Origin of the sequence: Pectobacterium aroidearum (genome assembly GCF_041228105.1) — a bacterium.
GTDB classification, from domain to species: domain Bacteria; phylum Pseudomonadota; class Gammaproteobacteria; order Enterobacterales; family Enterobacteriaceae; genus Pectobacterium; species Pectobacterium aroidearum.
In genome coordinates, this window is the sequence record NZ_CP166097.1 from 4,497,607 (window position 1) to 4,519,535 (window position 21,929).

The following is a 21,929-nucleotide window of genomic DNA, read 5'->3' on the forward strand; positions in this document are numbered from 1 at the left end:
GTTAATCCATCCCAGTGCCAGATTGGCCAAGATTGAAGTCATATTTCACTTTCCGCCCTTTCTCTTCATAGTCGATCGCCAGCTGACGGGTAATATGAACCGCGACTTTCATGCCCGGGGGGACATAAACAGCATCAAACGTCTGGCCATAACGCGCCTTAACCCAGTCAACGGTTTCCTGCATCCCGCCTGAAATCGCCTTCCCCATTACGGCCTGTCCGGCATCACCGGTCAGTGAAGACGTCACACCGCCAAACCCATTCCCTTGTGTGGTATTTTGATTCTGTGCCAATGACTCACCCGCCGCAGAACTTGCCGATAGAGCAAATAGTGTAGGTAGATAGGTCGATGCGTTAGATTTACGTTCACCGGAAAGACACGGAATACCGTTTTCATCCGAAATCCAGCCAATACTTCCCCCGTTATTACTGTTCTGGCTGTTGTTACCTTCCGTCTGACCAGATGGCCGCGGTAACGTACGCACCGTTCCGTCGCTAAAGACGAACGTGATACTGGATACCGAACCGCGGACACATGACAACGTCCAGTCCCCTGTCGCCGTACCGGACACAATTGCCCCCTGGACATCAGGCAGATCGATCCCGTTTGCGGTCAGATTGTCTTTGCCAATGAGAATTTTGAATGGATACGGATCTGTCACTTTCCCATCGACAGGCACTCGCCCCAACAGGGCCGTCATGGCACGACTGCCAATCAACGTTGAATTTTCGGGCAAGGTATAGACGGGCTCAACAGGGCCTTCAGAGGCATTATTTCCACTTAACGTTTGTCCATTCCCTGCTTGTCTGGCCAGTTCGGCTTGCTGCCGAGTGACCGGATTTTCTTCCAGAAAAGAAGTAGCAAAGGTAAACCCCGCCGCTCTGTTACTGCTTCCCTCTGCCACGGGTTTACCACTGGCATCCACCGCAACAGCATCTATCGGTTCAATCCATCGAAATCCATCAGTACCAGACGATCCAGACGACGTTCCTTGTTCGGTAAAACCGCCATCCAACCCCAACCCTATCGGGATATCACTCCCCGGTCCGACATGACTGCCGGAAGACGCTGAAGACGTCGAGCCTGGCGTTCCGACCTCTTTAAGTTGTTGCACGAGATCGCTGACAGTAGAGCTTAACGATTGCACCTGAGATTTCAGTTGGCTTTTCTCACTACTCTCTTCTGTTTTTGCATTCGCAATCGCCTGACCAATACGTTCATCCACATTTTGATTGGTCTGCTTCAGACGCTTATTTTCCTCAGCCAGCGCCTTATTTTCAGCATCCAGCCGATCTTGCTTGGTTGTGACCGTATTCAGACGACCAATCAACGTACGTAGCGTATCCTGAGGCGTGTCCCCTTCAATCCCCAGCGCCCTTAACTGCTCAGGAGTGACATCGTTCAGGGTGGCATCATTTTTTGCCGCAGTATCTGGCTGTTGTTGCGCCTTGTCGGGAGAACATGCCTTCAAACCAATAAAAACCGTCACCAGCAACGTTAGCGGTACTGCCAGTTTAACGAGCATATTTGACTGCATTTTCATTTTGTCACGCCCCTGGATGTTGATTTAACCGGTTTGGCAGGTAGCACAGGTTCTGGCAGAAATGCGCTTTCCGGTTGACCATCAATGACCAGATAGGCGACGGTCGTATCCTCCGGCGTTCCGGCATTCCCCAGCCAACGGTGCTGAAACGTCGCGCTGACAAATCTTCCCTGTAGCCTGCGAGGATCCAAGATCACCTTACCGGATGAGGTATTGCGTATTTGCAATGCGATAACACTAAAATTATTCAGTCGCCATCCCGCCAATGGCACAGCCACGACCGGCTCAGAAGGAAATAATGTTGTTATCGGGCTCGGTAGCTTAAGGGATACAGTCCCAATCCCAGGGACTGACTCAACGGTGCGCAATGGCGCATACAAACTTTGTGCTGCATAGCGCGTCAACAGGACAGGAACGGGGACAGAAGAAACGGGAGAATGCCGTTCAGCCTTATCTGCTGACTCACGGGAGGAAGATGGATGGCTTGCTTTGTTACTACTGCCGCTAACCTTTGCATTATCATTGGTAGAGACAGAAGAGACCTCCCCGGCATAAACGACCTGCACAGGCTCACGAACGCTCTTCCCTTCTACAGCGCTAATATCCAGGAGGATCACCTCACCGTTCTCAACATCCTGCAATTGCAGGCGTGTAGAAGAAAAAGGCTCGCTGGCGCTGAGATAAACCGATCCTCCGCTACTCTGGACCCTCAGTTTTCCGCTCAGTGACGGGGGGAATCCAACTCGTACGTTTTTGTCGACAAAAACAATACGTTCTTGCCCTACATTCAGAGGAATTTGGAGTGGGATACGCTCCCACTTCATGAGTTCCAGTGCGCTGATAGGTAATGACAAGAGAGATACGCATATCGCCAATAAGGCCTTCAGCTTCACTGGAATACCCCCGATTTTTTCTCAGGAGCAGCAACCGGCATCGCTTCCAGTCGTTGAGGCGTGCTGGCATAGCAATCGAGAGCCAACCCAAATTGGTTGCGTTCTGGATCACCTTCCCAGCGGATGACCCGCAATGGATAACGCACCATTGCCCGTTTTACGGGTTCAGTGTGGTAATACTCGTCAGCGACCAAATCCAGACGGGCAATCCAGTCATCATCAGACAAAACATCGACGCTTTTACTGCTATAACCGCGTTTGGGGATCTCATACACAACACGAACGCGATCACGCAGCTCGCTATTGTCAGTGCGAAATCGAGCATCTTTGTTCAGGAAGTCCTGGCATGCAGGTGTCAGATAAGGACTTAACTGCGCGATTTTCGCGGGATAATCCACTTCACCGTTTTTTGGCCAGGCATTGAGTTGCTGAAAAATATAGAAGGCAAAACTGTATACCGTTGAGGGTGGAACTCGCCACCACTCGCGCGTGCTACCAGAACGTAGGTCTGGAGGATTGTGGATCGTCAGTTTACTTGGCGCCATCATCCAGCCCGAAGCAGTGAAAATCAGCAATAAAAACAGGCCAACAACGATGGCCCGCAAGGTAAAAATATGATTGTCGCGAGCACTGACAGCATTACGAAAGCGGCTCATGATCTACTCCTCTGAAAAACGGAGCGAGTACGTTTCAACTCCCATGAGCGGGAAATCAGGATCAGGCCGCGACTCATGCCCCATGTTGCTTTAAGCTCATCCAACCGCCGCCAAAGATAATTTTCGGGTTTCCCTCGTTTAAATGAACTGATCCATTTACCACCAAGAAACACCACAAATAACGGGGTTATCAGCATGCAGGTAGGAAAAGCAATCCAACCAATAAAAGGGACAAATGCCAGTGGAAATGCCAACGGTATTCCCAGTGCAACCCCTAACCCCGCAGCCAGTCCTAGCTCACCTGTAGTGAATCCACGATAAACCATAGGAGCAACATTCAAACGATCGGGGAGAAACTCAATCACGGCCATGCTCCCGCTCCTTACAGAATGTCCAGCGCCTTAGTGGCTAACCAGATAACAGCAACCAGCAGTAACACCCCGACAATGATAAACGCAACAAAGGTCCCCCAGTCAGCCTTACCCCCTCTGACATCATGAAACGCAGATATAGCGATCTTGGCAACGATCAGAAACGCGATTGCAGCAATAACAAGCCCAGTAAGAGATACCCCATCTTTGATATACCCCTTCAGAGTGCCGAATAAACCGCCTCCGCTTCCACTTGATGGTGCTTCAATAGGCGGCAAATCTGCCAGCACCTGACCTGAATAGAGTCCTCCTAGTACAGCCAACGTTGTCAGACGTTCTGTGGCACGACGCATCATTGAGACTATTTTCATGAATTAACCTTTTTATTCAGTGTGAAAATCAGCTAGCGAAGAGAAAAATGGAGATAACCAGAAGCAGAACGAGCCGGAGCGTAAATGAACCCGCTGATTCAGCATCAATAGTTCTTGAGGTCCAACCCTTGTAAGCCGTAACTAATGCCCAAGTTGCAAACAGAAATAAGATGGAGAAGAGAAGACCGAGGATCAGCAGATTGAGTACTGAGGGATCGGTATTACCCGATGCTGCGCTCCAGGCGGCCTTCTGTGCAGCATTCATTGCCCTCTCTCCTGGCGATATTGCCCACTGACAGACAGCGGTACCGAAGGTTGGGCACGAGAGGGCTCAAGGTATTGCTCAATACCCTTCCGCATAGCGGATATGTCTCGGGAAGCACTGCTGTAATCAAAATAAAAGCGTGCATCCTGGCTATTCTGATTGGCAACCACCCGGGCACGATCTAATCCAGCCTGAACCTGATCAAGTTGACGCATAACCAGTGCAAGTTCGTCTTTTTCGGAAGCATGGGCCTGAACTACGCAAACCGAAGCCAGCAGTACACTCAGCCCAATAAATCGGCACATCTCTCTTCTCCTGTAGCGCATAACGGCGAGGAGAAAGACTGACGTAACAGGGGGATAAGCACAGCAGGAAACTGTTTATGAAAGGATGAAAATTTAGAACATCAGAAAGGACAATACCCGATTAACAACAAATGATCGTCATTGCTTCGTAGTCATTTCCATGTCGTTTGGCGATAACAGGGATGTCCTTCCAGCGCTGGATATCAAGGCTCCATTCTCTTAACTCTTTTATCTGAATATGATTTTTCCAACAGATGTCATGAACATGGCTGTTATCATACCAGTCAATACGACGAATATGTTCGCTAACAGCCCTTATATCAAAGGGAGGATTCTCATAAGATAGATGCTCTCGCCATCCGGCAGTACGAACGTCAGCACGGCTAAGTAAGTTCGTAATCTGATAAATATCAACGTAGCCAACCTCACTATCTGGAATTCTTTCTAAAAAAAGACAACCAATTTGAGGATGGGCAGCTCCTACGACAACATAACTATTATGCATATTTATCATCCAACATGATTTGCAAGTACAACTAAAGATATTTCTTAAACGCACCAGTAACGATCGACAACACAATACCCAATAGCACCGCAGCGGGTAAGAGCAACAGATTAGGCCATACCGCAGTTGGCCAGGACAAATACAGCATGCAGGGGCCATACATAGCAGGCTTCACAAACCGCTTCGCATGATGATAGATAAAACTGGATTCGTACCCAGCACCGTAGCGCCGTAAATCCCGACGAACCAAACCATCAACGATCCCTGTCACAGCAACCATGATAAAAAGCGGTATCGATAGCACCAAAATGCCAACCCGTATCGCAAAAATGACCGTGACATAAACCGTCGCCTGTAAGTATTCCCACAGCGCAAGTGCCAGCCAGCTCCCAAACCAATTAAACATTTGCGCCGCCCCATCCTGCGGTTTCATCTGTTTTGCCTGATGCAGCCAACTGATAAACCCGCTGTCTACAAAGATCCATTGATAGGACTGGTGAACCATGCCGCTTATGAGAGTAACCGGTTCTGACATCAATAAGCTTTGGGTAAACCCTTCAGCCAGATAACCACTTTCCGTCAACATCACCTGGCGGCTGTGTTCTGCGCCTTCATTGGTCCAAAAAAACAGCATGCCGATATATTCAATAAGCAAACTAACCAACAAAGAAACCAGCAGAATGCCAATCACTTTCAGTGGCCAAACCCATAATAGCGTTTGAAACAAACCCGGCTTTTTAGGCGGCTCCTGACGCTGTGGAGATGACTGGGGCTGCTCTGCCATTACGCCACCTCATCTTTTGGCTCAAAGGCAGATCCTGTGAGGCTATCAGAAGGCAATGTACTCCCCGTCCACCAGGTTTCGCCGGTGCGGTAATTCTGCTGCATGTACTCGGCAATGCGGCTGATACTCTCCGGCATAAACGGGTCATTTGCGCTATCAGGTAATGGCATACGGATTTTCCACAACCGCCCCCCTTCAAGCAATGCAAACGCCTGCCCTTTCGGCAGGTTGATAATGTCAGCTGGGGTAATCATTGGCATCCTGACATTACTGACACGATCCTGAACATTACTGGTAAAGTCAGAACCCTGGTCAGGATTAGTAATATCCGTTACGCCGGAAACCAGCGTCTTGGTATAGACATCCACTTCAGGAAGCTGGCTGGTCAGCAACTCCGCTGTACTATTTTCTCTAACCCGTAGCATGATTAACGAGTTGAAGTTACCAATCACCTGGTTGGCCTTGGCACTACTGCCAATCCTGGCTTCAATATCCGACAAGGTCTGTGTATAGGCAGTTACCTGAATCCCTGCGCCGCCGCCTTTGTTAATGAGCGGTATAAACTCCTCACCCATCAGTTCGTTAAACTCATCGCAGTGGAGGTTAATGGGGATTTTTTTCTGTGGAGCTTCACCGCCGATACCAAACTTGTAGATATAACCCGCCACAGACACAAGATCGGCAAACATACTATTGCCTACCGCTGATGCGACCTCAGCATCCGACAGCGCATCGAGTCCGACATACACAATCCCTCTTTTTCGAATGACTTCCTGCCAGTCAAAGATGGGGCGAGGATCATCCATATCGGTGTAATCAGGTGCCAACAACGCTGCTGTTTTTCCCGTCGTCAGTTTTTCCAGCAAGGGCAATAGCGACGCCACTATTTTATCGAAGTAGGTCCGGTCATAACGTACTGCTGACCGCAATCCATCCAGTACCGGATCCCATATTTTTTTACCCTCATCACTGCCAAGAACGGTCTCTATGGCCCACACTTTCATCGCATTCGCTTGCCCCTGCATATTCCGGGGAAGATCGCGTTCATTGAGCATGCCTGAGCTAAGTAAGTTTTCTACCGCACCCCACAGATTTGGAGCTTGGGTACTTAACAGATTTTCAACATAGGTTTCGTAGAGGTCGCCTATATTGGTGACATAACGGAGTATCAGGCTGTAATCAGGCCGTTGGCCCAGGGCAACCAGCGCTCGTGTAATGATATTGACGAATCGCCAGGCAAATTCCTTAAAAGCGGCAGAATTACCTTCACTTGAAAGCTGTCCGGCAACACGCGAAGCCACTTCAGAGATACGGCTAAAACGCCCGATCGCGTTATAACGTGCGCTGATATCTGGCCAACCAAGATGGAAAACATGAAACTCACTTTCCCTTCCAGCTCTCCGCGCTTCCGCCCACATCCGTTTCAGCAGGTCAGCATCTCCTTTGGGGTCAAATACGATGGTGACATCGCCACGCCGGATATCCTGCGTGATCAATAATTCTGCCAGGCGTGTTTTACCAACACGTGTTGTTCCCATGACTAACGAGTGCCCTACACGTTCCCCCAGATCATAACCAATATCGGATTCATCAGGTTCAACACCGTGATAGATGGGGCTTCCCCCTACGGGAGGTAACGGTCTGACGGGATTAAAGACGGTGTCGGATTGAGTAAGCCGGCAGAGATATGGCAGGCTGTACTCCAGCTTTTTCTCCAGGTCACGGGCCATACGATAAATCACTGATGGCTGAACATAGCACTCTGTCTCTGGCCGGCGCGCCTCCAGTAATCGCTGGGTGTGCTTTTGCGTCCACTGAAATCCCCTTCCGAGAAACAGATAACGGTTACTCACGGGGATCTGTTTGCTACTCATCACATAACGGGGAAGTCGCCGGATATTGCGACGGTAACGAAGGATCCGCAACCCTTGCCTCGTACGCTTCAATGCCAGCACGCCAAACCCCGCAGCCGTAACCCAGCTAACGGATGGAGCAAGAGCAACAGCCCAAGGGGCGGTCAGACAGATATAGGTCGCACTCCACGCCGTTGTCGCCGTATATAACTCAACAGCGGGACGCAGTAATGATTCCATAACATAGCGGTCACTCATCTACTTTATCCTCACCTTTATGAGGATAATTCCGACTCGCGCTGTATGAACCATGCTCACATACTACAGGTTCACAGCGACGGCTTAGCGAACTAAAGCGAGTGAAAGGATAACCATAGCGAATCAGTGCTTCAATGCATCCCGCAACTACAACAAGAATACAATAGACACCATTTGCAAGCTGAATAACCCGGGCGACAATATCAGCCGGCGTCATGGCTTCTCGAGTTAAAATACACACATTCGCCGAGGCCAAACCTCCGGGTAAATCAATTCCGGAATAATGATGAGAGCAGAGCTCTACCATAAGCTTTCCCGGGGGAGCAGACTGATACGCCTGTGCTAAGGCCGATAATACATTACTCAAATCAGATATAATTTCACCAGATAGCAATCCTAGAGAAAAATATCCAACGACGAATCCGCCAACAAAAATGGATGGCCAATAAATAAACATTCTAAAAATAAATGTTATTAATTCGCCCATAAATGACATTACTGTCCGTAACCCATATTGATAATTAATTTTCATCTTTTAGCGCCCTATTATTGTGACAATCCGGTTTCAGTTATCAGTACGGGGTAGTGGGATAGCTGTAAACGCTTCGCCAGGTCACTTCCTGATACGGGGGCAATATCATTTTCAGGCAATAAAACCTGCAGCTCACGCAGAGACGCTTCTGTAGAAACACTGACCACAAACCCAGTGGCCTTCAGACGCTGCAGCTCCCCTGCTCGTTTCACGACCCAATCCCGAGACAGAGGATCATCACCAATAATGAAAATTGGCGGCATACCAGTGAGTCTTAACGCTCTTGGTGAAACCTTACCTGGAGTAAGTTCAGGTGTAGTGACGGGAAGAACGGAGGCTATTGTCAGACCTGGACCTGTGGCAGGAGAGGATAATTCTTGAGGCGGTATGGAGCCGGAAAAATTCGGATCCGTTTGTGCGTTAATCGCTTCAAAATACGGTTCAGTAGATTCCCCACCAAGATCGGCTACAACAGTAAGTTCCGCTGAAGCGAAAGATGGCAATAAAAAAATACCAGGGAAAATAATCGACAATGTGAATAATAAGAAAGGGCGTAACGTATTCATTCTGGCTCTATCCATGTTAATTGGTAGCTGGGAATAATTGCTTCGGAAGATGCAAGCAGGATGGGCGGTGATGACTCCAATGGTTCCTGAACTGGAGAAATAAGCTTCAGCTTTTGGCGCACAATCGCCATATATCTTTCAGCTGGCAGGCCGCCGGCAGGACGGTGATAACACCCTGCGGCACGTAACCAACTACCAGGTTTTGCGTCATAACACTCACGTAAGATTCGGGCAGCAACACGTAAATTAGTAAACGGCTCAAATGCGTCATAAAAAGAACGAAAACGATGTCCATTCCAGCCCAAATTAACCTGAGCGATCCCAACATCAATGTTCTTTAGCGGTGTCTGGCGAATAAACTGGCGCAATGCCTGCCATGCCAATTCGCGTGTCTCATACCGATACGTTTTTCCGGCAACATTGATCGACCACGGCCATGGCCGCTCACCGTAAGGCAATCGACGAGAGCTTTCCGTTAGTGCAAGTGAATAAAGTGACTCAGCTGGCACACGCGCATCTTTAGCAATTTGTCGGTATGCCGCTGGGATTTGTTGCAAGGCAACAGGACGTTTTTGTGCGCTAACAATACCGCTATGCATTATCCCAAGTACGATGAGCATACTGATTAAAATGCTGCGATTTGCCATCCATTTTCCCCTTGTTGCAGGATGACTGGCATTTGACCTTGACCATAACGCGCCCACAATCCCTGATCATGATTGAGCGTTATCTGTCGGTTTCTGACTCTCTCAACAGGAATACTATGGCTGACTGCCCACTGTCGGACTGTTTCGTCTTTTCCGTCACTCCCAACCAAATAAATATCTACCTCTCGGTTATCAGCCAGAACAGCCGCTAATCGGGTATCGCAACGGGTACAGTTATCGCGAACAAATAATGCCAGCCGACCATCAGTATCATGAGCGATGCCGGCAGCGTTACCCATGTTTACAGAGAGAGCATTAGGGTACAGGCGGTTCCAGGCAGCATTCACTTCACGCTGAAAAGCCAGTTCTTTTTCCGTACGTTGATACTCTTCTTTAACCCAAAGCTCAGCCATACGACGTCGTTCCGCTGAACTATCACTTTCGATCCCTAGGGTCGTCAGCGGATCCAAGCCTGGGGATTGTATTCCACGCTTACCTTGCTTGAGTTGTTGGTATTTTTCCCATTCAGAATGGCTCAGCCCCCACCGCTGTGCTTCCTGCTCAGTTTCTTTGATCTGAATATCACGCTGTTGCAGTTCTTTTTGTTGCACTGGCCCTGGAAGAGCCGCATGAGAAAGGGAATAAACAAAAAATAAACTCAAAATAGCAATGCTACATTTTTTCATAGGGTGTCCTATTGAACTGAAAGGCGCTGTTGACTGCCGCCGACGGAAAATATCGCTTCATGGCCCTGCATATCTCGTAGTGTCCATCCCCATGCAGAATCGCCCACTGCAACCAATTGCATTTCTGATAGCGTTGTTGCGCCACGACGCATAACTACGGCGTACCTTTGCCCTCCCCTCTGTTCAATGCCCGTCAGAATAAACGGTGCAGCCAGTGGCACACTTTTGGCTGACCGTATCGACTTTTTTGACTTAGCAGGGGAATTAGCAGGCCGAGATTGAGAGCTGGCTGCACTAGAAGGAGGCTCAGCATTTTTCTTCTCAAATGCTTCCTTTAGCTGACTTAGAGCATCAAGACGTAATAGCGACTGATTGAAAGCTGACTTCAATTCAATGAATCGGTTATCGTCCTGCACCAGTTGCTGACGAATGTCCTCATTTTCTTTCGATAACGATGCAACATTCCTATCAACCCGGGAAGAAAGATCCTGCATACCCGCATCGAGTTTTTCATTAGTTGCAAAGCGTAAATCCTGCTCTGCCACATATTTTTCCAACTCAGTAACAGAAACCGACAATTGATTGAGCTGGCCGCTACGGAGCGTGGCTTCAAGAGAGTTAAGACGTATATCCATCTCACTCATTTGCAGGTAAAAAATCACACAGAGAATAGATGGAACAGCAGTTCCCAACCCCAGGAATGTGTATAAAACAGGTTTAACTAAAGTGCGGCGCCCCCAAGAAGTCGTTTTGGCGCGCGGCGCATCATCATTGGGTGACGACGCTGTACCAGGAAATATCTCAGTAGCCACTGAACAAAGCCCTTTCAAATATAATGAGGTATGTACAGTGCTAAATACGGAGAAGAATGACGATATTTAACTCAATACCGTCATGTGAAAATTACCAAGTCTTGTTACAAGGGACTGATGAGAAGCCTATTAACTGAATTCACAGATACAGGACCAGGAGGGGGGAGCCTTTCGCCATTTTTAGCTGCTATAGCTTGGAACCGTAACAGCTCTACCGATGCGTTCCGTAATGCCTCATCGTGAGTTGCAGCAGTCACCTCAAGGTCATCAAAATCAGAAAACTTCAGGGTGATCGTACCATCATAAGTGTAAATGTCTGCGGGGTAAGGAATAAATATTGAGGTCAGTTTTTGTGCCTGCTTTTTGCGAGCATCCAATTTACTGACAAGGTGAGTAGCCCTGAGATGCGTATACCTTTTTAGCATATTCATGGACTTATGCCCCGATATCGCAGCGACCTCCATGACGTTTAATGTCCCCAATTCAAACAACCGGCTAATCGCTTCATGCCTCAAATCATGAAAATGCAGATCATTAATCGATAAGGATTGTAATGCGATACGCCAGGCACTTTTAAAGCCACTCGACGTATATGTAAAAACATTCCCCATATCATCACGCCCCAGTTCGCCAATTTCCTTCAAAACCAGACGCGCCTTTGAAGACAATGGCACATCACGAGCAGAGCCATTTTTTGTTAACGGCAGGTGAGCAATCCCGAGTCGCAGATCGATATTCTCCCATCGTAATGACAGTATTTCGCCCTGCCGCATTGCGGTCTCAATGGCCAACCGGAAAATAGCTAATAACTCAGGTTTTTTACCTCTGAAGTAACGTGTCAGACCTCGTTCTTCTTGTGACGTTAATCGACGCACTCTGCCAGATGAAACCGTGGGTTTTCTTACATGTTCAACTGGATTAATCGTGCATGTTCCCCATTCGACTTTGGCCAAATTATACAATGCGGAGAGCAACGCAAGCTCAAGACGAACAGTGTTGCCACTGATAGATTTTTTTGTGCGTGGATTAATCTGGGCCAGTCTGTCATCTCGATATCCAGCAATATCAACAGATGAAATTTCATCCATATGTCGGTTAGCAAGCGGTGATCTTTTGATAACGTTTATTCGATAAAATTCTTGCAACTGCCCCCGTTTATAGCGTGAGACAGTAGCGAAATATTTGTCCAGCGCCTTGCTTAATAGCATCTTTTTTATACGTTTTTTCATCAGAAATGTCAGTCCCTAAAATTTAAAAGGGAAGACAATACCGCAGTTTGCCTAATTGCCAATCCGGTGCGTGGAAATCATCTTCCTCTATCCAGCCCGGCACCATCACTATGTGGGGGACACCCGTCCCTCCCGATGGTTGGCTGGAGCTCAATGGTCAAGTGTTTAACCCTAGTGGAAATCCCGTTCTGGCCAGCCTGTATCCCTCCAGTCAGGTACCGGATTTCAGGGGATACTTTCCTCGGGGCTGGGATAATGGTGCTGGCCTTGATACCGATCACGCGCGTTTGCTTTTATCTGAACAAAACGATGCAATTAGGAACATTACCGGTTCGTTTCAAACGTTCGACTACAACGGCTATTCGCCAACTGGCGTGTTCTCTCACCAATCTAGAAGCGGATCCTCCGTGTCTGGCACTCCTCAGGCGTGGAGCCATTCAGTAGTACAAATTGACGCCTCTAGTACTGTTCCTACAGCAGACGAAAATCGACCTAAAAATATCGCTGTGATGTTCATCATTAAAGCTGGTTGAACCGCTTGTGAGCACCTTGCCAATCCGGTGCCTGGAAAAGTGCTGAAAAATCCAATTTCGGAGGGAGTTATTGGACTAATAATGGCTGGGATGGCTATTCATGCGTCGCGAATCCAATGACGGGATCGTGCTCATGTCCAACTGACTACACAGCCTATCAACAGTTCCATATTTACATCAGCGGGTGCTTACCGTGCCAGTCATTTGCCTGCATACGCAACGATGTAATTAAGTAAATTAATCACTTTGCCAATCCGGTGCGTGGAAATCATCTTCCTCTATCCAGCCCGGCACCATCACTATGTGGGGGACATGGTCCCTCCGAGGGCTGGCTGGAACTCAATGGTCAAGTGTTTAACCCTAGTGGAAATCCCGTTTCAGTAGGTATTTCCCTCCAGTCAGGTACCGGAACAGGGGATTTTCCTGCAATGTTGATAATGGTGCGAGTGAAATATAAGATCTTTGACAGCAGAATTAAAATAACCTGAAAAATTAGGGTTGCTATACTGGCAAGCTATCCAGGCGACTGTTTGCCATCCTGGAGGCTCATGATGAAACTCGGGGGGTGTATTTAGGTGTAGTTTTGCATGGCCTTACCCGTTAACGGGAGGTTTTCAGCTGTTGATCGCATCAATCAACCGGTTATGATGCATCAAGCGATGTTCCCAACAGGCCGGTTGTCAGAACACCTCCACAAAATCGCTGTGATGTTCATATTAAAGCTGGTTGCATTATGTGAGCACCTTGCCATCCCTCTGGAAAAAATACGACCAACCCCATGTATATGGTCTTAATCGATGTGACATTTGATAGAGCGGGCAGAATGTTCTTCATTCCCTGTCAGGTTGATAGCTGGTTAATCAGCGGTTGGTATCAGGAGACCGACTGGCACCATTATCCCATTTTCAAATTGAAAATGTTGTGAATGACCGCTGTGAAATACAAGCAGTTATAAACGGGATTTAACCTATGGGTTAAACAGCCATGATGTTCCAGCCTATTAAGGGAAAAGCTCCATAGTGATGGCTTGGGCTGGATCGTGAGGAAGGTGATTTCCAGGCACCGGATTGGTTTTGCATCAAGGTGCTCACAAGCGGTTCAACCAGCTTTAATGATGAACATCACAGCGATATTTAGGATTTTTTCTCGAACAACCTCAACCAGCTTTAGGACTGAACTCAGATGGATCAATTTGTTACTCAATGCTCCTTGCTGACCTGAGTTAGACAGCGTAAGGCCCGCCGTAACTACTAGAATACCGCCAGTTGGAATAGCCTCCAGTCGAATTGAAACTCGGTACCGGTAATGTTCCCTAATTCAGATATTGCTTGCAGATAAAAGCAAACGCGCGGGGTATCAATTCCAGCACCATTATCCCAGCCCCGAGGAAAGTATCCCCTGAAATCCGGTACCTGACTGGAGGGATACAGGCTGGCCAGAACGGGATTTCCACTAGGGTTAAACACTTGACCATTGAGTTCCAGCCAACCATCGGGAGGGACGGGTGTCCCCCACATAGTGATGGTGCCGGGCTGGATAGAGGAAGATGATTTCCACGCACCGGATTGGCAAGTAAGTATGGCTCCAGTGCTATCATGGCCTATCAGGCCAGTGGTATCACTGATTGATGTCAGTCCCAGCGTCACCGCATCACAGGAATCGCCCGAAACAACAACTGTCTTTTGATACAAAAATTGGTCAGCAATAACCAACTTACCAGCACTGACATCAGCAGCAGCACTAACGCTTTTTTCTGAACTAATGTCGCCTTCAGCATTAATCCCTGCATTGAGCTCCGCGCGCTTTTTGTCATTATTCCATTTGAGCCAGGCCTCAATATCATTCCCATTGCGCCAACCAAAAAAGCCATTGCTCTCCAATGCCACAAATCTTGCGGCATTTACTTCATTTGCGTTGACCTGTTCAGCATTGTTCAGGTTGTTCGAGTTCATATCGATAGCAGTATTCATCTGGTTATATTCCGGATGCGCATCACTACTAAATCGGTACAGACGATCGCTTTCTTTGTTAAGGCCTCCAATCACACCGCCGCTAATGGCTACAGCGATATGCCCTGGTTCCGCAGTTAACCCAAACGGCGTTACAGGAAGTGACCAGGAAAGCTCAGCACCATAAGCGGTATCTGCCTGCCCACCGAGTTCAGTTAACGATGGATCGCTGATAAATCCCCCCATCCCATCAATCAACTGTGCAATACGACGAACGGCGCCCTCATCCAACGCGTCACCGCCTGTTGTCACCATCAGGGCTTCAAGTGATGGTTTAACTGACCCACTGAGTGTTCTAGCCCTGACCCCGAAACGATAGACTTGCCTGTCCACCGTCGTTGTACCCATCCCGTCATCCAGATATCCGGCATCAATCAACGTCTGAGCAGTGAAAGGCTGTGGCAAGGGTGTAGACGTTCCCGTAGTACAGGAGGCAGGCGCCAACTGACATAAATAAGCATCATGTTTATCAGATACATACTTACCTGCAGCCTGGGAGACTTTACTCGCGTGACGAGCCACAGTCTGATAGTGCAGCTCAGTCACGTAGTTACTGATCACCTGCGTTACAAGACCAATCAACGCAATAAAAACAAGCACACCGATGATCGAATCTTTGATTAAGCTACCGCGGGCGGGCTGGCGTCGGATAAAGCGGCTCAAAAAGCCCTGTGATGACTGGATTATCGAAAACATAAGGCAACCTCTATCAGTGCCAGAGCGTAAACATCCAACGGTCCGTTAACCGTTGGATGTCCGTCGTAAAAGGAATAAGCAGCCCCCCAAATCCTGCCATCCAGGGGCCAATCGGCGTATGATCGCGTCTGGTCAGTTGCATCGTCAGCGCACCAGTAACCAGAGACACAAACAGAATAACGCTGCCTGCAACTCCGCCCCAGGCGCTCAATACCAGCCACAGCATGATGTCTCCCCGCCCGGGTAGAAGAGCGGACAGCGACGGTCGGACAATAACAGCAATAAGCGCAGCCACCACAACCACGGCAGACATCACCATCACCGGCTGAATGATGTAGGTTGGCAACGGTGAGTAATTCAGCGCAAGAAAAAACAGCGGGACGGTATAACTCTCAGGTAGCCATTCCCTTTCCACATCAGCCACAGCACAGGCAAGCAGACCCGCCTGCATCACCAGTAGCAACAGAGAGCCGGACTCATGAACATAAAGTGATACCAGACTGGCAAGCCAGAACGGAATAACGAGCAACAACAAGGTCATTCCGTTCAGCACCCGTGTAGGTTGCAGCGCCAAAAAACGCTCTATCCAGCGAACATGCTGGCAAGCCAGCCAGGCGACCATCGTCAATACAACGAAAAGTAACGGGGCTAAAATGAATAGACTCATTTCAGTACGATACCCCGCCGTTCGCGTAACAACCGTTTATAGCGTTCCCAGATGAGGTTGGCGTATTTCTCACGCAGCCGGTGGCGCTTATCGCCGAACCCCGCGTTGTAACTGCCCAGGCAGTTCCAGCTCACACCACACACCTGGAAATGGGATGCCAACAATCGGGTACCAATCTGAATATTCAGGCACGGCTTATCCAGCAAATCCTGCACTGTCGCGATAATGCCCTCCCGGATCAGTTTTGGTACATTCCCCGAGTTAACCATCATCAGACCGTAATCCGCACTACCATCCGAGTTGCTGCGGTTGACGGCTTGCGGATTAAAGCTGCTTTCCTGCTCCATCACCGCCTCAATCAACAACGCGTCGATGAAATACTTCACACTTGCCGCATTAATGCAGACCAGCCAGGGCTGCACCGTATATTTCACCGGCGTATTTCCCTGAGCAACGCTGTTGCCTGGGAAATACGCCAGCAAGATAACAGTGATAAGCAGCAACACGTTGGCCATGATTATCATTAACGCGACGTGGTAAGAATCAATGTCTTGTCACCACCATCACACTGGGTACCAATCAGCGTCGCCGCCGTTGATGTGCCGGTGGTGACATTTGCTGTCAGCATCGCCGTACTACCAATGGTGACGGAATAGATTGATTCCCCGGCATTCAGGAACATTTGCGCCAGATCACCACACCCCCCTTCCGATACCCCCGTTAACGTCAATGCAACTGAGTTGTTGAAGGGTGAACCATTTGTTCTGGCAGGAGCCAGGGCATACGTTCCGCCATAACGGTTGTAATAAACATCGCCGGTGCGATCGACCGAGTTTGGAACACCATTGACCGCCCGCAGGGTTGCCATCGATGCACCGGTATACCCGGCCCGGCTCTTCAGCTTGCGGGACTGCTCCAGCATGGTTGTGACTTCAGTTTGTGTAGCACTGTTCTGATACAATCCCCACAGAAAAGTACCCAACTGAAAAACCAGAATAATGACCGCAGCAATGACCACCACGGCGATAATTGCATCTTTCAAATTACCTCCCCGTGCAGGGCTGATAAGCCACTTCGCGATACCAGTTTTACGGCGGGACGTAATCAGAGACGTTTCCATTTCCATTCAATAACCTCTTGATAAATAACTAGCGTTAAAAAAATATAATGTAGTGATACGGGTCAAACCCCTTGAGAACTCAAGGTCATCGTCAGTCCGACCACAGCGAACATGACGTAAATCAGAAAAGCGCCGATCACGCTCCCCAGACCAAAGGTCAGCCAGTTACTCAGTGACCGAATACGCTCCAGTGCGACAGGCATTTGCTCCTGCCCCCAGTCATTGAGCACATCAGCAATATCCCGGCTGGCGCCGGCACGACTAAGAAAGATGGCACTTTCCCTGGAAGGGAAGTTGTAGCCACTTTCATAGAGCGCCAACCCCAGATTGCGGCCACTGCGCACACGGAAAGCCGCAGCATCAAGGCGCGCGACAAGCCACAGAGAGGCGTGCTTACTGAGCGTATTCAGGACGTCCAGCGGCAACATGCCCGCCTTCAGCAACGAACCGGCACTGAGCATAAATAGCGCCCCTTGCAAGGTGGCGTAGATCGACCAGGGAGGAATAAACTCAAGAAAGCGGCGACGGATAATGCCCCCACGCTTCGGAATAGTGTGGATAATGCGGAAAGTGATCATACCGATGACAAAACACAGAACGGCTCCGTGCTCTTGTATCCCGTGGCTGACACTGTTCAATATGATGATATGCAACGTCCAGCGCTCCTCTGGGATCAGTTTGGACATTGCCGGCAACAGATGTTGTGATACGCCGTAGAGTATCCCGGGTACAGAGCACAGAACCAGGCCCATCTGGCCCAATGCAGGGACCATCGCACTGCGTATTTGCTGAATATATTTAAGCAGGCTGATAGATTGGGCTAATGCCTCAGACATATTGCCCGAGACATTACCCACCCGAAAAAGCACAGCTTCTAGTGGCGAGCACCAGGCTGCCAGAACATCTTCCGGTGTCGCTATCTGATCGCGGGGGCCGGGCAGATTCATCTCCCCGAATGTGCGTTTGCTAACCGCATCACTCAATTGCTGGCACAGCAGGCTACCGCGATTACGCCGTTTTCCGTTATCGCTGTAGATATCCCGCATAATGTCGAACACTTCTGCCGGCGGCATCCCCATACGCCAGAATGTGCGCACCATCTGCCAAAACTTAATTCGTTCCGTCAGCCAAAACGTCCGGCGCATCATCGGCGGCCAAGTTACAGAGAGGATCAGCAAAATCCCTAAGACCAGCAGCACACAGAAGATGACTATCAGTAATGTCACCATAGCTAGACGCACTCCCTAAAATCGCGGTCTTCATCTGGATCCATGTGCTCTGTGGCCATCACCAGGTCTGTCTGACCAGCCAGCAGCAGACGCCGCAAATGCTGCCCACGACTAAACCCGCCCGCCTGAAGCCAGAGCCGGCGCGCCACAAAACTCCCCTCTTCCAGCCAGCTTTTCATGATATGACGGTCGGGGCGCACGATTTCAGCCACGATGGTTCGTCCACTAATCCCCTGGTTAATCGCGGTTCCCAGCAATTGCTTCGTGCACTTACCGCAACCGTCAGGGTTTCGAAAACGTAACTGCTCAAGCTCATCCGCATTAAACATGCGCTTTGCCAGCGTCTGATGCGAAGCCGGGATCAACTGACGTTTAAGGGCTTCAGACCACGGCAATGAGCAGGACGGGCAGAGCGTATTCACCAACGACTGTGCAATCAGTCCCCGAAAATACGTCGGGTTCGCCAGCTCACGCGCATCAATTCCCCAGTTACGCATGCGGGTCAGTGCATCCAGCGGATAGGTACAATGGAGCCCAAACCAGCCAGGGTGGCCACTGACGGACGTTTCCAATGCAGCGTATGCTGATGCGTAGTCGCGGGCTTCTCCGGTATAGATACCATCCGGGTCAAGACGCATGGACATCACCACACTGCCCGCCCAGGCTTCTCCCGCCTGATGCAGACTGAGATTGTCGGTATTAACGGCACACTGCACTGCGCCCAAAATCAGCCCTTCAATCGGCGCTTCCTGGGTTTGTAGACTGACCTGTCCGTTGTTTCTGGCCAGCCATCGACTTGCAAGTACCCTTTGCGTAGTGGATTTACCCGACCCGGTCGTCCCACACAGACCGATAAGTCCCTGTGATGTCAGCTCAATTTCTTCCACCGCCGCTTCATGCTCCGGCTGATAGCCTAAGCTTTGCAGCGTTCGGGTACGCCCACGATCGTCTTCAATCAGGCGCATCACCGCAAAAACACCACCATCGTCAGTCGGACGATGGCTATAGCGGGCTGCATACAAATTCATATCCGCCAGAAATTCAGGTTTAACACGACCATCCTGAGCAACACGCGGGTTGTAACCCTGAGATTTGGTGTCACACATACTTTCCACCATAGTCGACAGCAGCGTTCCTCCCTCTTCAAAATCCGGTTCACGAATGGTGTACAACAACCCATTGATCCGGGTACGGATCCGACTTCCCTGGCGACGGTCGAGATGTACGTGAATATCAGAGGCGCTCATCGAGATGACATCGCGGAACATCCGACGGACCTCGCGCTGAGCACCACTGATCCCCGCTTCCACATCATGCGTATTGGCCAGCCCTACCTGACCAAGCTCACTTTTCATCACGAATTCAGGCGGCAATGGCTTCAGCCCGGCCCGGCGCAATCCGGCAAACCAGCTGATGAATTCCGGCTCCTTACTAATTTCCCGGTTAATGCGCACACTCACAGACTCGTTATCAAGACGAATGAGCTCAATGTCATCACTGTATGGCTCTGGAACGCGGCAGGCCAAATCGGCATCAGCTGATTGATGGTTATCCGTTTTCATTACTGCGCTACCCCTGTCTGGATCATCTGTCCGTTGCTAAGTTCGACACCGCGTGAAGTGATGCTTTTCACGCGATGCTCACTGCCTGGCCAGGTATCGCCTGGCTGAAGTACGATACGGCGACCATTAAATTCAGCCGCCGCGCGCAGCGTTCTGTTTTCACTCCATATCTCTTTCAACCGCGCAGCCGTAATAGCCAGGCTTACCCCGGCGCCTTTGCTCGCAGTCCCAAGCCCAACACCTGGTGTAGCTGAAGGCAGTAACATATCGGGTCGGTTCTTCAGCGTTTGCCCCTTCAACCGACTTTCCGCCAGTGCGTTCTGCGCGTCCTGACGAGCCTGCTGTGTTTTTATCAAATCAATTTCCAGCTCGACAGCTCTCAGCGTCCTGACTGTCACTTCATCAGAAACCAGGACGTCCCCTGAGGGAACAGGACTAATTTCCGTCATATCAGAAGCCAATACCGATGCTGTAAACGATGCTGTAAACAGCAACGGAAATAGGGAAAAAACTTTCATCATGGTGTATTTCCTTCTGGTGCAACGCTGTCCTGGGCACGACTGTACGCCGTTCCATCCCATGACCAGGTCAATGACCGCCCCTCAACCTTCAGTCCAATACGCGTCAGACGGAGTCCCACCGCAGACAAACCTGCCAGCTGAAAGGAAGGGGCTAAGCGAGAGGTATGAGAAAAGGCAAATGCGCTCCAGTCCTGAATCCACTCGACCGTTTCATCCACCGGAGTTGATGTTGGCGGGACATTCTGGAGTGATGGAGGGATCCCCCGGGACTGAAAGAAACTCAGCAAAAGTCGACGGTGAGTTTCACTGTCAATCACGTGATCGTCACCGCCACTGGGCAGCGCAGGATAGGAGAACGCCACCTGCGCGTTATCCCCACTCTCATCGATAAAGACAACCGGTGAGCCTGGAAGAGACTGCACAGCCTGAATCAGGCGGTTGACCGTCGCCAGTCGATTGTTCTTATCCCGCACCCATGCGGTCATAACGCCATCAGCCCGGCAGTCGGCAGAGGACAATGGCCAAAAACCCAGATCCAGAGGAAGCGCATCCAATTTACGTTCGCAGACCGTTAGCAACGTCTGAGCCGATGGTTGCATCACCCATGGATGGGGTAATACACGTTTTTCTTTTTGAGAAAGCTCGTTGCCCCCTGCAGCCATCGCAGCCAACTTTGCTTTTGCTGCCTGGGCCTGGCGAGCAGACCAGTTCTGCCAATACTGCACGCCCCACATCCCTGCAATGCTGACCGCAAACAGCACAGGCACACTAATCAATAACGTACGTTGTATTCTGGCGGGACATGTCAATCGATAACGTGCTGGCCAGTCGCGACGACGCAACGGCAGGATATCAGCGGGTACCGCAGGCGCATCCGGCGTAGAGGCCACATGCCATCCCGCTTCCGGCGCAAGCGTGAGGTTAATAAATTCATTTGTGATGGCGAACATATCGTCGCGCGTACCGCAAATGTCGCCGTTAAGCGCAGGAACACCGTGAATAGTCGCTAAAAAAACATATTCATCGTCACCGAGTTGGACAACGCCATACCCGTTTTCCCCCGTCCAGTTCGTCGCCAGTGCGGCAAGTGACCACAACCGACCAGGCCTCCATGGGCAAGCGCCCGTGACCGCTGACGCACCAGAATGAATATCGGAAGCTGGAGCTGAGTTCGCTTTATTGCGCCGACGAACAGGGTTGAGCTTCAGGGATAACATATCGCGCCCAAACCGCTGGACACTTTTCTCTGCTGTCGGCTCCCAGCGCAATCCTGCGACTAACCCACCATTCTCATGAGGTACAGTAATCACATCGCC

Annotated in this window: 25 protein-coding genes; 1 reads left to right on the forward strand and 24 read right to left on the reverse strand. The window is 49.9% G+C overall.

From position 1 onward, the window contains the following. Position 1: 1 nt before the first annotated feature. From AB8809_RS20280 to AB8809_RS20355, 16 genes are all read right to left on the reverse strand, one after another. Positions 2–1,543 (reverse strand): TIGR03752 family integrating conjugative element protein, encoded by a 1,542-nt coding sequence (locus AB8809_RS20280; protein WP_349855449.1) that lies wholly within the window; start codon positions 1,541–1,543, stop codon positions 2–4. Next, complete coding sequence (locus AB8809_RS20285; protein ID WP_349855451.1) at positions 1,540–2,436, reverse strand: TIGR03749 family integrating conjugative element protein; 897 nt, start codon at positions 2,434–2,436, stop codon at positions 1,540–1,542. The genes AB8809_RS20280 and AB8809_RS20285 overlap by 4 nt, the downstream gene beginning before the upstream one ends. Beyond that, positions 2,433–3,092, reverse strand: a complete 660-nt coding sequence (locus tag AB8809_RS20290) for a PFL_4703 family integrating conjugative element protein (RefSeq protein ID WP_119888221.1) — start codon at positions 3,090–3,092, stop codon at positions 2,433–2,435. Before AB8809_RS20290 ends, AB8809_RS20285 begins: the two co-directional genes overlap by 4 nt. After that, positions 3,089–3,463 (reverse strand): TIGR03750 family conjugal transfer protein, encoded by a 375-nt coding sequence (locus AB8809_RS20295; protein ID WP_349855454.1) that lies wholly within the window; start codon positions 3,461–3,463, stop codon positions 3,089–3,091. The genes AB8809_RS20290 and AB8809_RS20295 overlap by 4 nt, the downstream gene beginning before the upstream one ends. An 11-nt stretch (positions 3,464–3,474) precedes the next feature. Next, the gene (locus AB8809_RS20300; protein WP_349855456.1) at positions 3,475–3,834 is read right to left on the reverse strand and encodes a TIGR03745 family integrating conjugative element membrane protein; all 360 of its coding nucleotides are present in this window, start codon (positions 3,832–3,834) and stop codon (positions 3,475–3,477) included. Positions 3,835–3,862: 28 nt separating this feature from the next. Next, complete coding sequence (locus tag AB8809_RS20305) at positions 3,863–4,099, reverse strand: TIGR03758 family integrating conjugative element protein (RefSeq protein WP_349855458.1); 237 nt, start codon at positions 4,097–4,099, stop codon at positions 3,863–3,865. Beyond that, on the reverse strand, positions 4,096–4,404 hold the full coding sequence (locus tag AB8809_RS20310; protein ID WP_349855460.1) for an RAQPRD family integrative conjugative element protein: 309 nt from the start codon (positions 4,402–4,404) through the stop codon (positions 4,096–4,098). The genes AB8809_RS20305 and AB8809_RS20310 overlap by 4 nt, the downstream gene beginning before the upstream one ends. A 121-nt stretch (positions 4,405–4,525) precedes the next feature. Next, positions 4,526–4,909, reverse strand: coding sequence for a hypothetical protein (locus tag AB8809_RS20315; protein WP_349855462.1), 384 nt, complete (start codon positions 4,907–4,909; stop codon positions 4,526–4,528). Positions 4,910–4,940: 31 nt separating this feature from the next. After that, on the reverse strand, positions 4,941–5,693 hold the full coding sequence (locus tag AB8809_RS20320; RefSeq protein ID WP_349855464.1) for a TIGR03747 family integrating conjugative element membrane protein: 753 nt from the start codon (positions 5,691–5,693) through the stop codon (positions 4,941–4,943). Then, on the reverse strand, positions 5,693–7,804 hold the full coding sequence (gene traD / locus AB8809_RS20325) for a type IV conjugative transfer system coupling protein TraD (protein ID WP_349855466.1): 2,112 nt from the start codon (positions 7,802–7,804) through the stop codon (positions 5,693–5,695). Before traD ends, AB8809_RS20320 begins: the two co-directional genes overlap by 1 nt. After that, positions 7,797–8,336: a hypothetical protein gene (locus AB8809_RS20330; protein ID WP_349855468.1), complete on the reverse strand. Its 540-nt coding sequence runs from the start codon at positions 8,334–8,336 to the stop codon at positions 7,797–7,799. Before AB8809_RS20330 ends, traD begins: the two co-directional genes overlap by 8 nt. Before the next feature lie 14 nt (positions 8,337–8,350). Beyond that, positions 8,351–8,902, reverse strand: coding sequence for an integrating conjugative element protein (locus AB8809_RS20335; protein WP_349855470.1), 552 nt, complete (start codon positions 8,900–8,902; stop codon positions 8,351–8,353). Further along, positions 8,899–9,549, reverse strand: a complete 651-nt coding sequence (locus AB8809_RS20340) for a lytic transglycosylase domain-containing protein (protein ID WP_102118371.1) — start codon at positions 9,547–9,549, stop codon at positions 8,899–8,901. The genes AB8809_RS20335 and AB8809_RS20340 overlap by 4 nt, the downstream gene beginning before the upstream one ends. Further along, positions 9,528–10,235: a TIGR03759 family integrating conjugative element protein gene (locus AB8809_RS20345; RefSeq protein WP_349855472.1), complete on the reverse strand. Its 708-nt coding sequence runs from the start codon at positions 10,233–10,235 to the stop codon at positions 9,528–9,530. Before AB8809_RS20345 ends, AB8809_RS20340 begins: the two co-directional genes overlap by 22 nt. Positions 10,236–10,243: 8 nt before the next feature. Beyond that, positions 10,244–11,047, reverse strand: a complete 804-nt coding sequence (locus AB8809_RS20350) for a hypothetical protein (protein WP_349855474.1) — start codon at positions 11,045–11,047, stop codon at positions 10,244–10,246. A gap of 104 nt (positions 11,048–11,151) precedes the next feature. After that, on the reverse strand, positions 11,152–12,276 hold the full coding sequence (locus AB8809_RS20355; protein ID WP_349855475.1) for a site-specific integrase: 1,125 nt from the start codon (positions 12,274–12,276) through the stop codon (positions 11,152–11,154). Positions 12,277–12,386: 110 nt separating this feature from the next. Between AB8809_RS20355 and AB8809_RS20360 the strand changes: the two genes are divergently transcribed. Further along, on the forward strand, positions 12,387–12,809 hold the full coding sequence (locus AB8809_RS20360; protein ID WP_349856436.1) for a phage tail protein: 423 nt from the start codon (positions 12,387–12,389) through the stop codon (positions 12,807–12,809). 1,250 nt (positions 12,810–14,059) lie between these two features. Here the strand turns inward: AB8809_RS20360 and pilV are convergent. The 8 genes from pilV to pilO2 are packed head-to-tail and all read right to left on the reverse strand — an operon-like array spanning position 14,060 to position 21,923. Continuing rightward, positions 14,060–15,514, reverse strand: a complete 1,455-nt coding sequence (gene pilV, locus AB8809_RS20365) for a shufflon system plasmid conjugative transfer pilus tip adhesin PilV (protein ID WP_369986682.1) — start codon at positions 15,512–15,514, stop codon at positions 14,060–14,062. 13 nt (positions 15,515–15,527) lie between these two features. Then, a complete protein-coding gene (locus AB8809_RS20370) occupies positions 15,528–16,181 on the reverse strand; it encodes a prepilin peptidase (RefSeq protein ID WP_341614636.1) in 654 nt (217 codons plus the stop codon). Further along, a complete protein-coding gene (locus AB8809_RS20375) occupies positions 16,178–16,696 on the reverse strand; it encodes a lytic transglycosylase domain-containing protein (protein ID WP_349855621.1) in 519 nt (172 codons plus the stop codon). Before AB8809_RS20375 ends, AB8809_RS20370 begins: the two co-directional genes overlap by 4 nt. 8 nt (positions 16,697–16,704) lie before the next feature. After that, the gene (locus AB8809_RS20380) at positions 16,705–17,307 is read right to left on the reverse strand and encodes a type 4 pilus major pilin (RefSeq protein ID WP_341614634.1); all 603 of its coding nucleotides are present in this window, start codon (positions 17,305–17,307) and stop codon (positions 16,705–16,707) included. A 56-nt stretch (positions 17,308–17,363) separates the two neighbouring features. Beyond that, positions 17,364–18,530 carry a type II secretion system F family protein gene (locus tag AB8809_RS20385; protein ID WP_349855622.1) on the reverse strand — a complete coding sequence of 389 codons (1,167 nt, stop codon included), beginning with the start codon at positions 18,528–18,530 and terminating at the stop codon, positions 17,364–17,366. 2 nt (positions 18,531–18,532) lie between these two features. Next, complete coding sequence (locus tag AB8809_RS20390; protein ID WP_116167163.1) at positions 18,533–20,092, reverse strand: ATPase, T2SS/T4P/T4SS family; 1,560 nt, start codon at positions 20,090–20,092, stop codon at positions 18,533–18,535. Continuing rightward, positions 20,092–20,613 (reverse strand): type IV pilus biogenesis protein PilP, encoded by a 522-nt coding sequence (gene pilP / locus AB8809_RS20395; RefSeq protein WP_349855624.1) that lies wholly within the window; start codon positions 20,611–20,613, stop codon positions 20,092–20,094. The genes AB8809_RS20390 and pilP overlap by 1 nt, the downstream gene beginning before the upstream one ends. Beyond that, positions 20,610–21,923, reverse strand: coding sequence for a type 4b pilus protein PilO2 (pilO2, locus tag AB8809_RS20400; RefSeq protein WP_349855625.1), 1,314 nt, complete (start codon positions 21,921–21,923; stop codon positions 20,610–20,612). Before pilO2 ends, pilP begins: the two co-directional genes overlap by 4 nt. Positions 21,924–21,929: the final 6 nt, after the last annotated feature.

What these genes read in the sequence shown, in the direction of transcription:
- AB8809_RS20280 (WP_349855449.1), bottom strand. Translation starts at nt 1,543, where the DNA reads ATGAAAATGCAGTCAAATATGCTCGTTAAACTGGCAGTACCGCTAACG.
- AB8809_RS20290 (WP_119888221.1), bottom strand. Translation starts at nt 3,092, where the DNA reads ATGAGCCGCTTTCGTAATGCTGTCAGTGCTCGCGACAATCATATTTTT.
- AB8809_RS20295 (WP_349855454.1), bottom strand. Translation starts at nt 3,463, where the DNA reads ATGGCCGTGATTGAGTTTCTCCCCGATCGTTTGAATGTTGCTCCTATG.
- AB8809_RS20300 (WP_349855456.1), bottom strand. Translation starts at nt 3,834, where the DNA reads ATGAAAATAGTCTCAATGATGCGTCGTGCCACAGAACGTCTGACAACG.
- AB8809_RS20305 (WP_349855458.1), bottom strand. Translation starts at nt 4,099, where the DNA reads ATGAATGCTGCACAGAAGGCCGCCTGGAGCGCAGCATCGGGTAATACC.
- AB8809_RS20310 (WP_349855460.1), bottom strand. Translation starts at nt 4,404, where the DNA reads ATGTGCCGATTTATTGGGCTGAGTGTACTGCTGGCTTCGGTTTGCGTA.
- AB8809_RS20315 (WP_349855462.1), bottom strand. Translation starts at nt 4,909, where the DNA reads ATGCATAATAGTTATGTTGTCGTAGGAGCTGCCCATCCTCAAATTGGT.
- AB8809_RS20320 (WP_349855464.1), bottom strand. Translation starts at nt 5,693, where the DNA reads ATGGCAGAGCAGCCCCAGTCATCTCCACAGCGTCAGGAGCCGCCTAAA.
- traD (WP_349855466.1), bottom strand. Translation starts at nt 7,804, where the DNA reads ATGAGTGACCGCTATGTTATGGAATCATTACTGCGTCCCGCTGTTGAG.
- AB8809_RS20330 (WP_349855468.1), bottom strand. Translation starts at nt 8,336, where the DNA reads ATGAAAATTAATTATCAATATGGGTTACGGACAGTAATGTCATTTATG.
- AB8809_RS20335 (WP_349855470.1), bottom strand. Translation starts at nt 8,902, where the DNA reads ATGAATACGTTACGCCCTTTCTTATTATTCACATTGTCGATTATTTTC.
- AB8809_RS20340 (WP_102118371.1), bottom strand. Translation starts at nt 9,549, where the DNA reads ATGGCAAATCGCAGCATTTTAATCAGTATGCTCATCGTACTTGGGATA.
- AB8809_RS20345 (WP_349855472.1), bottom strand. Translation starts at nt 10,235, where the DNA reads ATGAAAAAATGTAGCATTGCTATTTTGAGTTTATTTTTTGTTTATTCC.
- AB8809_RS20355 (WP_349855475.1), bottom strand. Translation starts at nt 12,276, where the DNA reads ATGAAAAAACGTATAAAAAAGATGCTATTAAGCAAGGCGCTGGACAAA.
- AB8809_RS20360 (WP_349856436.1), top strand. Translation starts at nt 12,387, where the DNA reads ATGTGGGGGACACCCGTCCCTCCCGATGGTTGGCTGGAGCTCAATGGT.
- pilV (WP_369986682.1), bottom strand. Translation starts at nt 15,514, where the DNA reads ATGTTTTCGATAATCCAGTCATCACAGGGCTTTTTGAGCCGCTTTATC.
- AB8809_RS20370 (WP_341614636.1), bottom strand. Translation starts at nt 16,181, where the DNA reads ATGAGTCTATTCATTTTAGCCCCGTTACTTTTCGTTGTATTGACGATG.
- AB8809_RS20375 (WP_349855621.1), bottom strand. Translation starts at nt 16,696, where the DNA reads ATGGCCAACGTGTTGCTGCTTATCACTGTTATCTTGCTGGCGTATTTC.
- AB8809_RS20380 (WP_341614634.1), bottom strand. Translation starts at nt 17,307, where the DNA reads ATGGAAATGGAAACGTCTCTGATTACGTCCCGCCGTAAAACTGGTATC.
- AB8809_RS20385 (WP_349855622.1), bottom strand. Translation starts at nt 18,530, where the DNA reads ATGGTGACATTACTGATAGTCATCTTCTGTGTGCTGCTGGTCTTAGGG.
- AB8809_RS20390 (WP_116167163.1), bottom strand. Translation starts at nt 20,092, where the DNA reads ATGAAAACGGATAACCATCAATCAGCTGATGCCGATTTGGCCTGCCGC.
- pilP (WP_349855624.1), bottom strand. Translation starts at nt 20,613, where the DNA reads ATGATGAAAGTTTTTTCCCTATTTCCGTTGCTGTTTACAGCATCGTTT.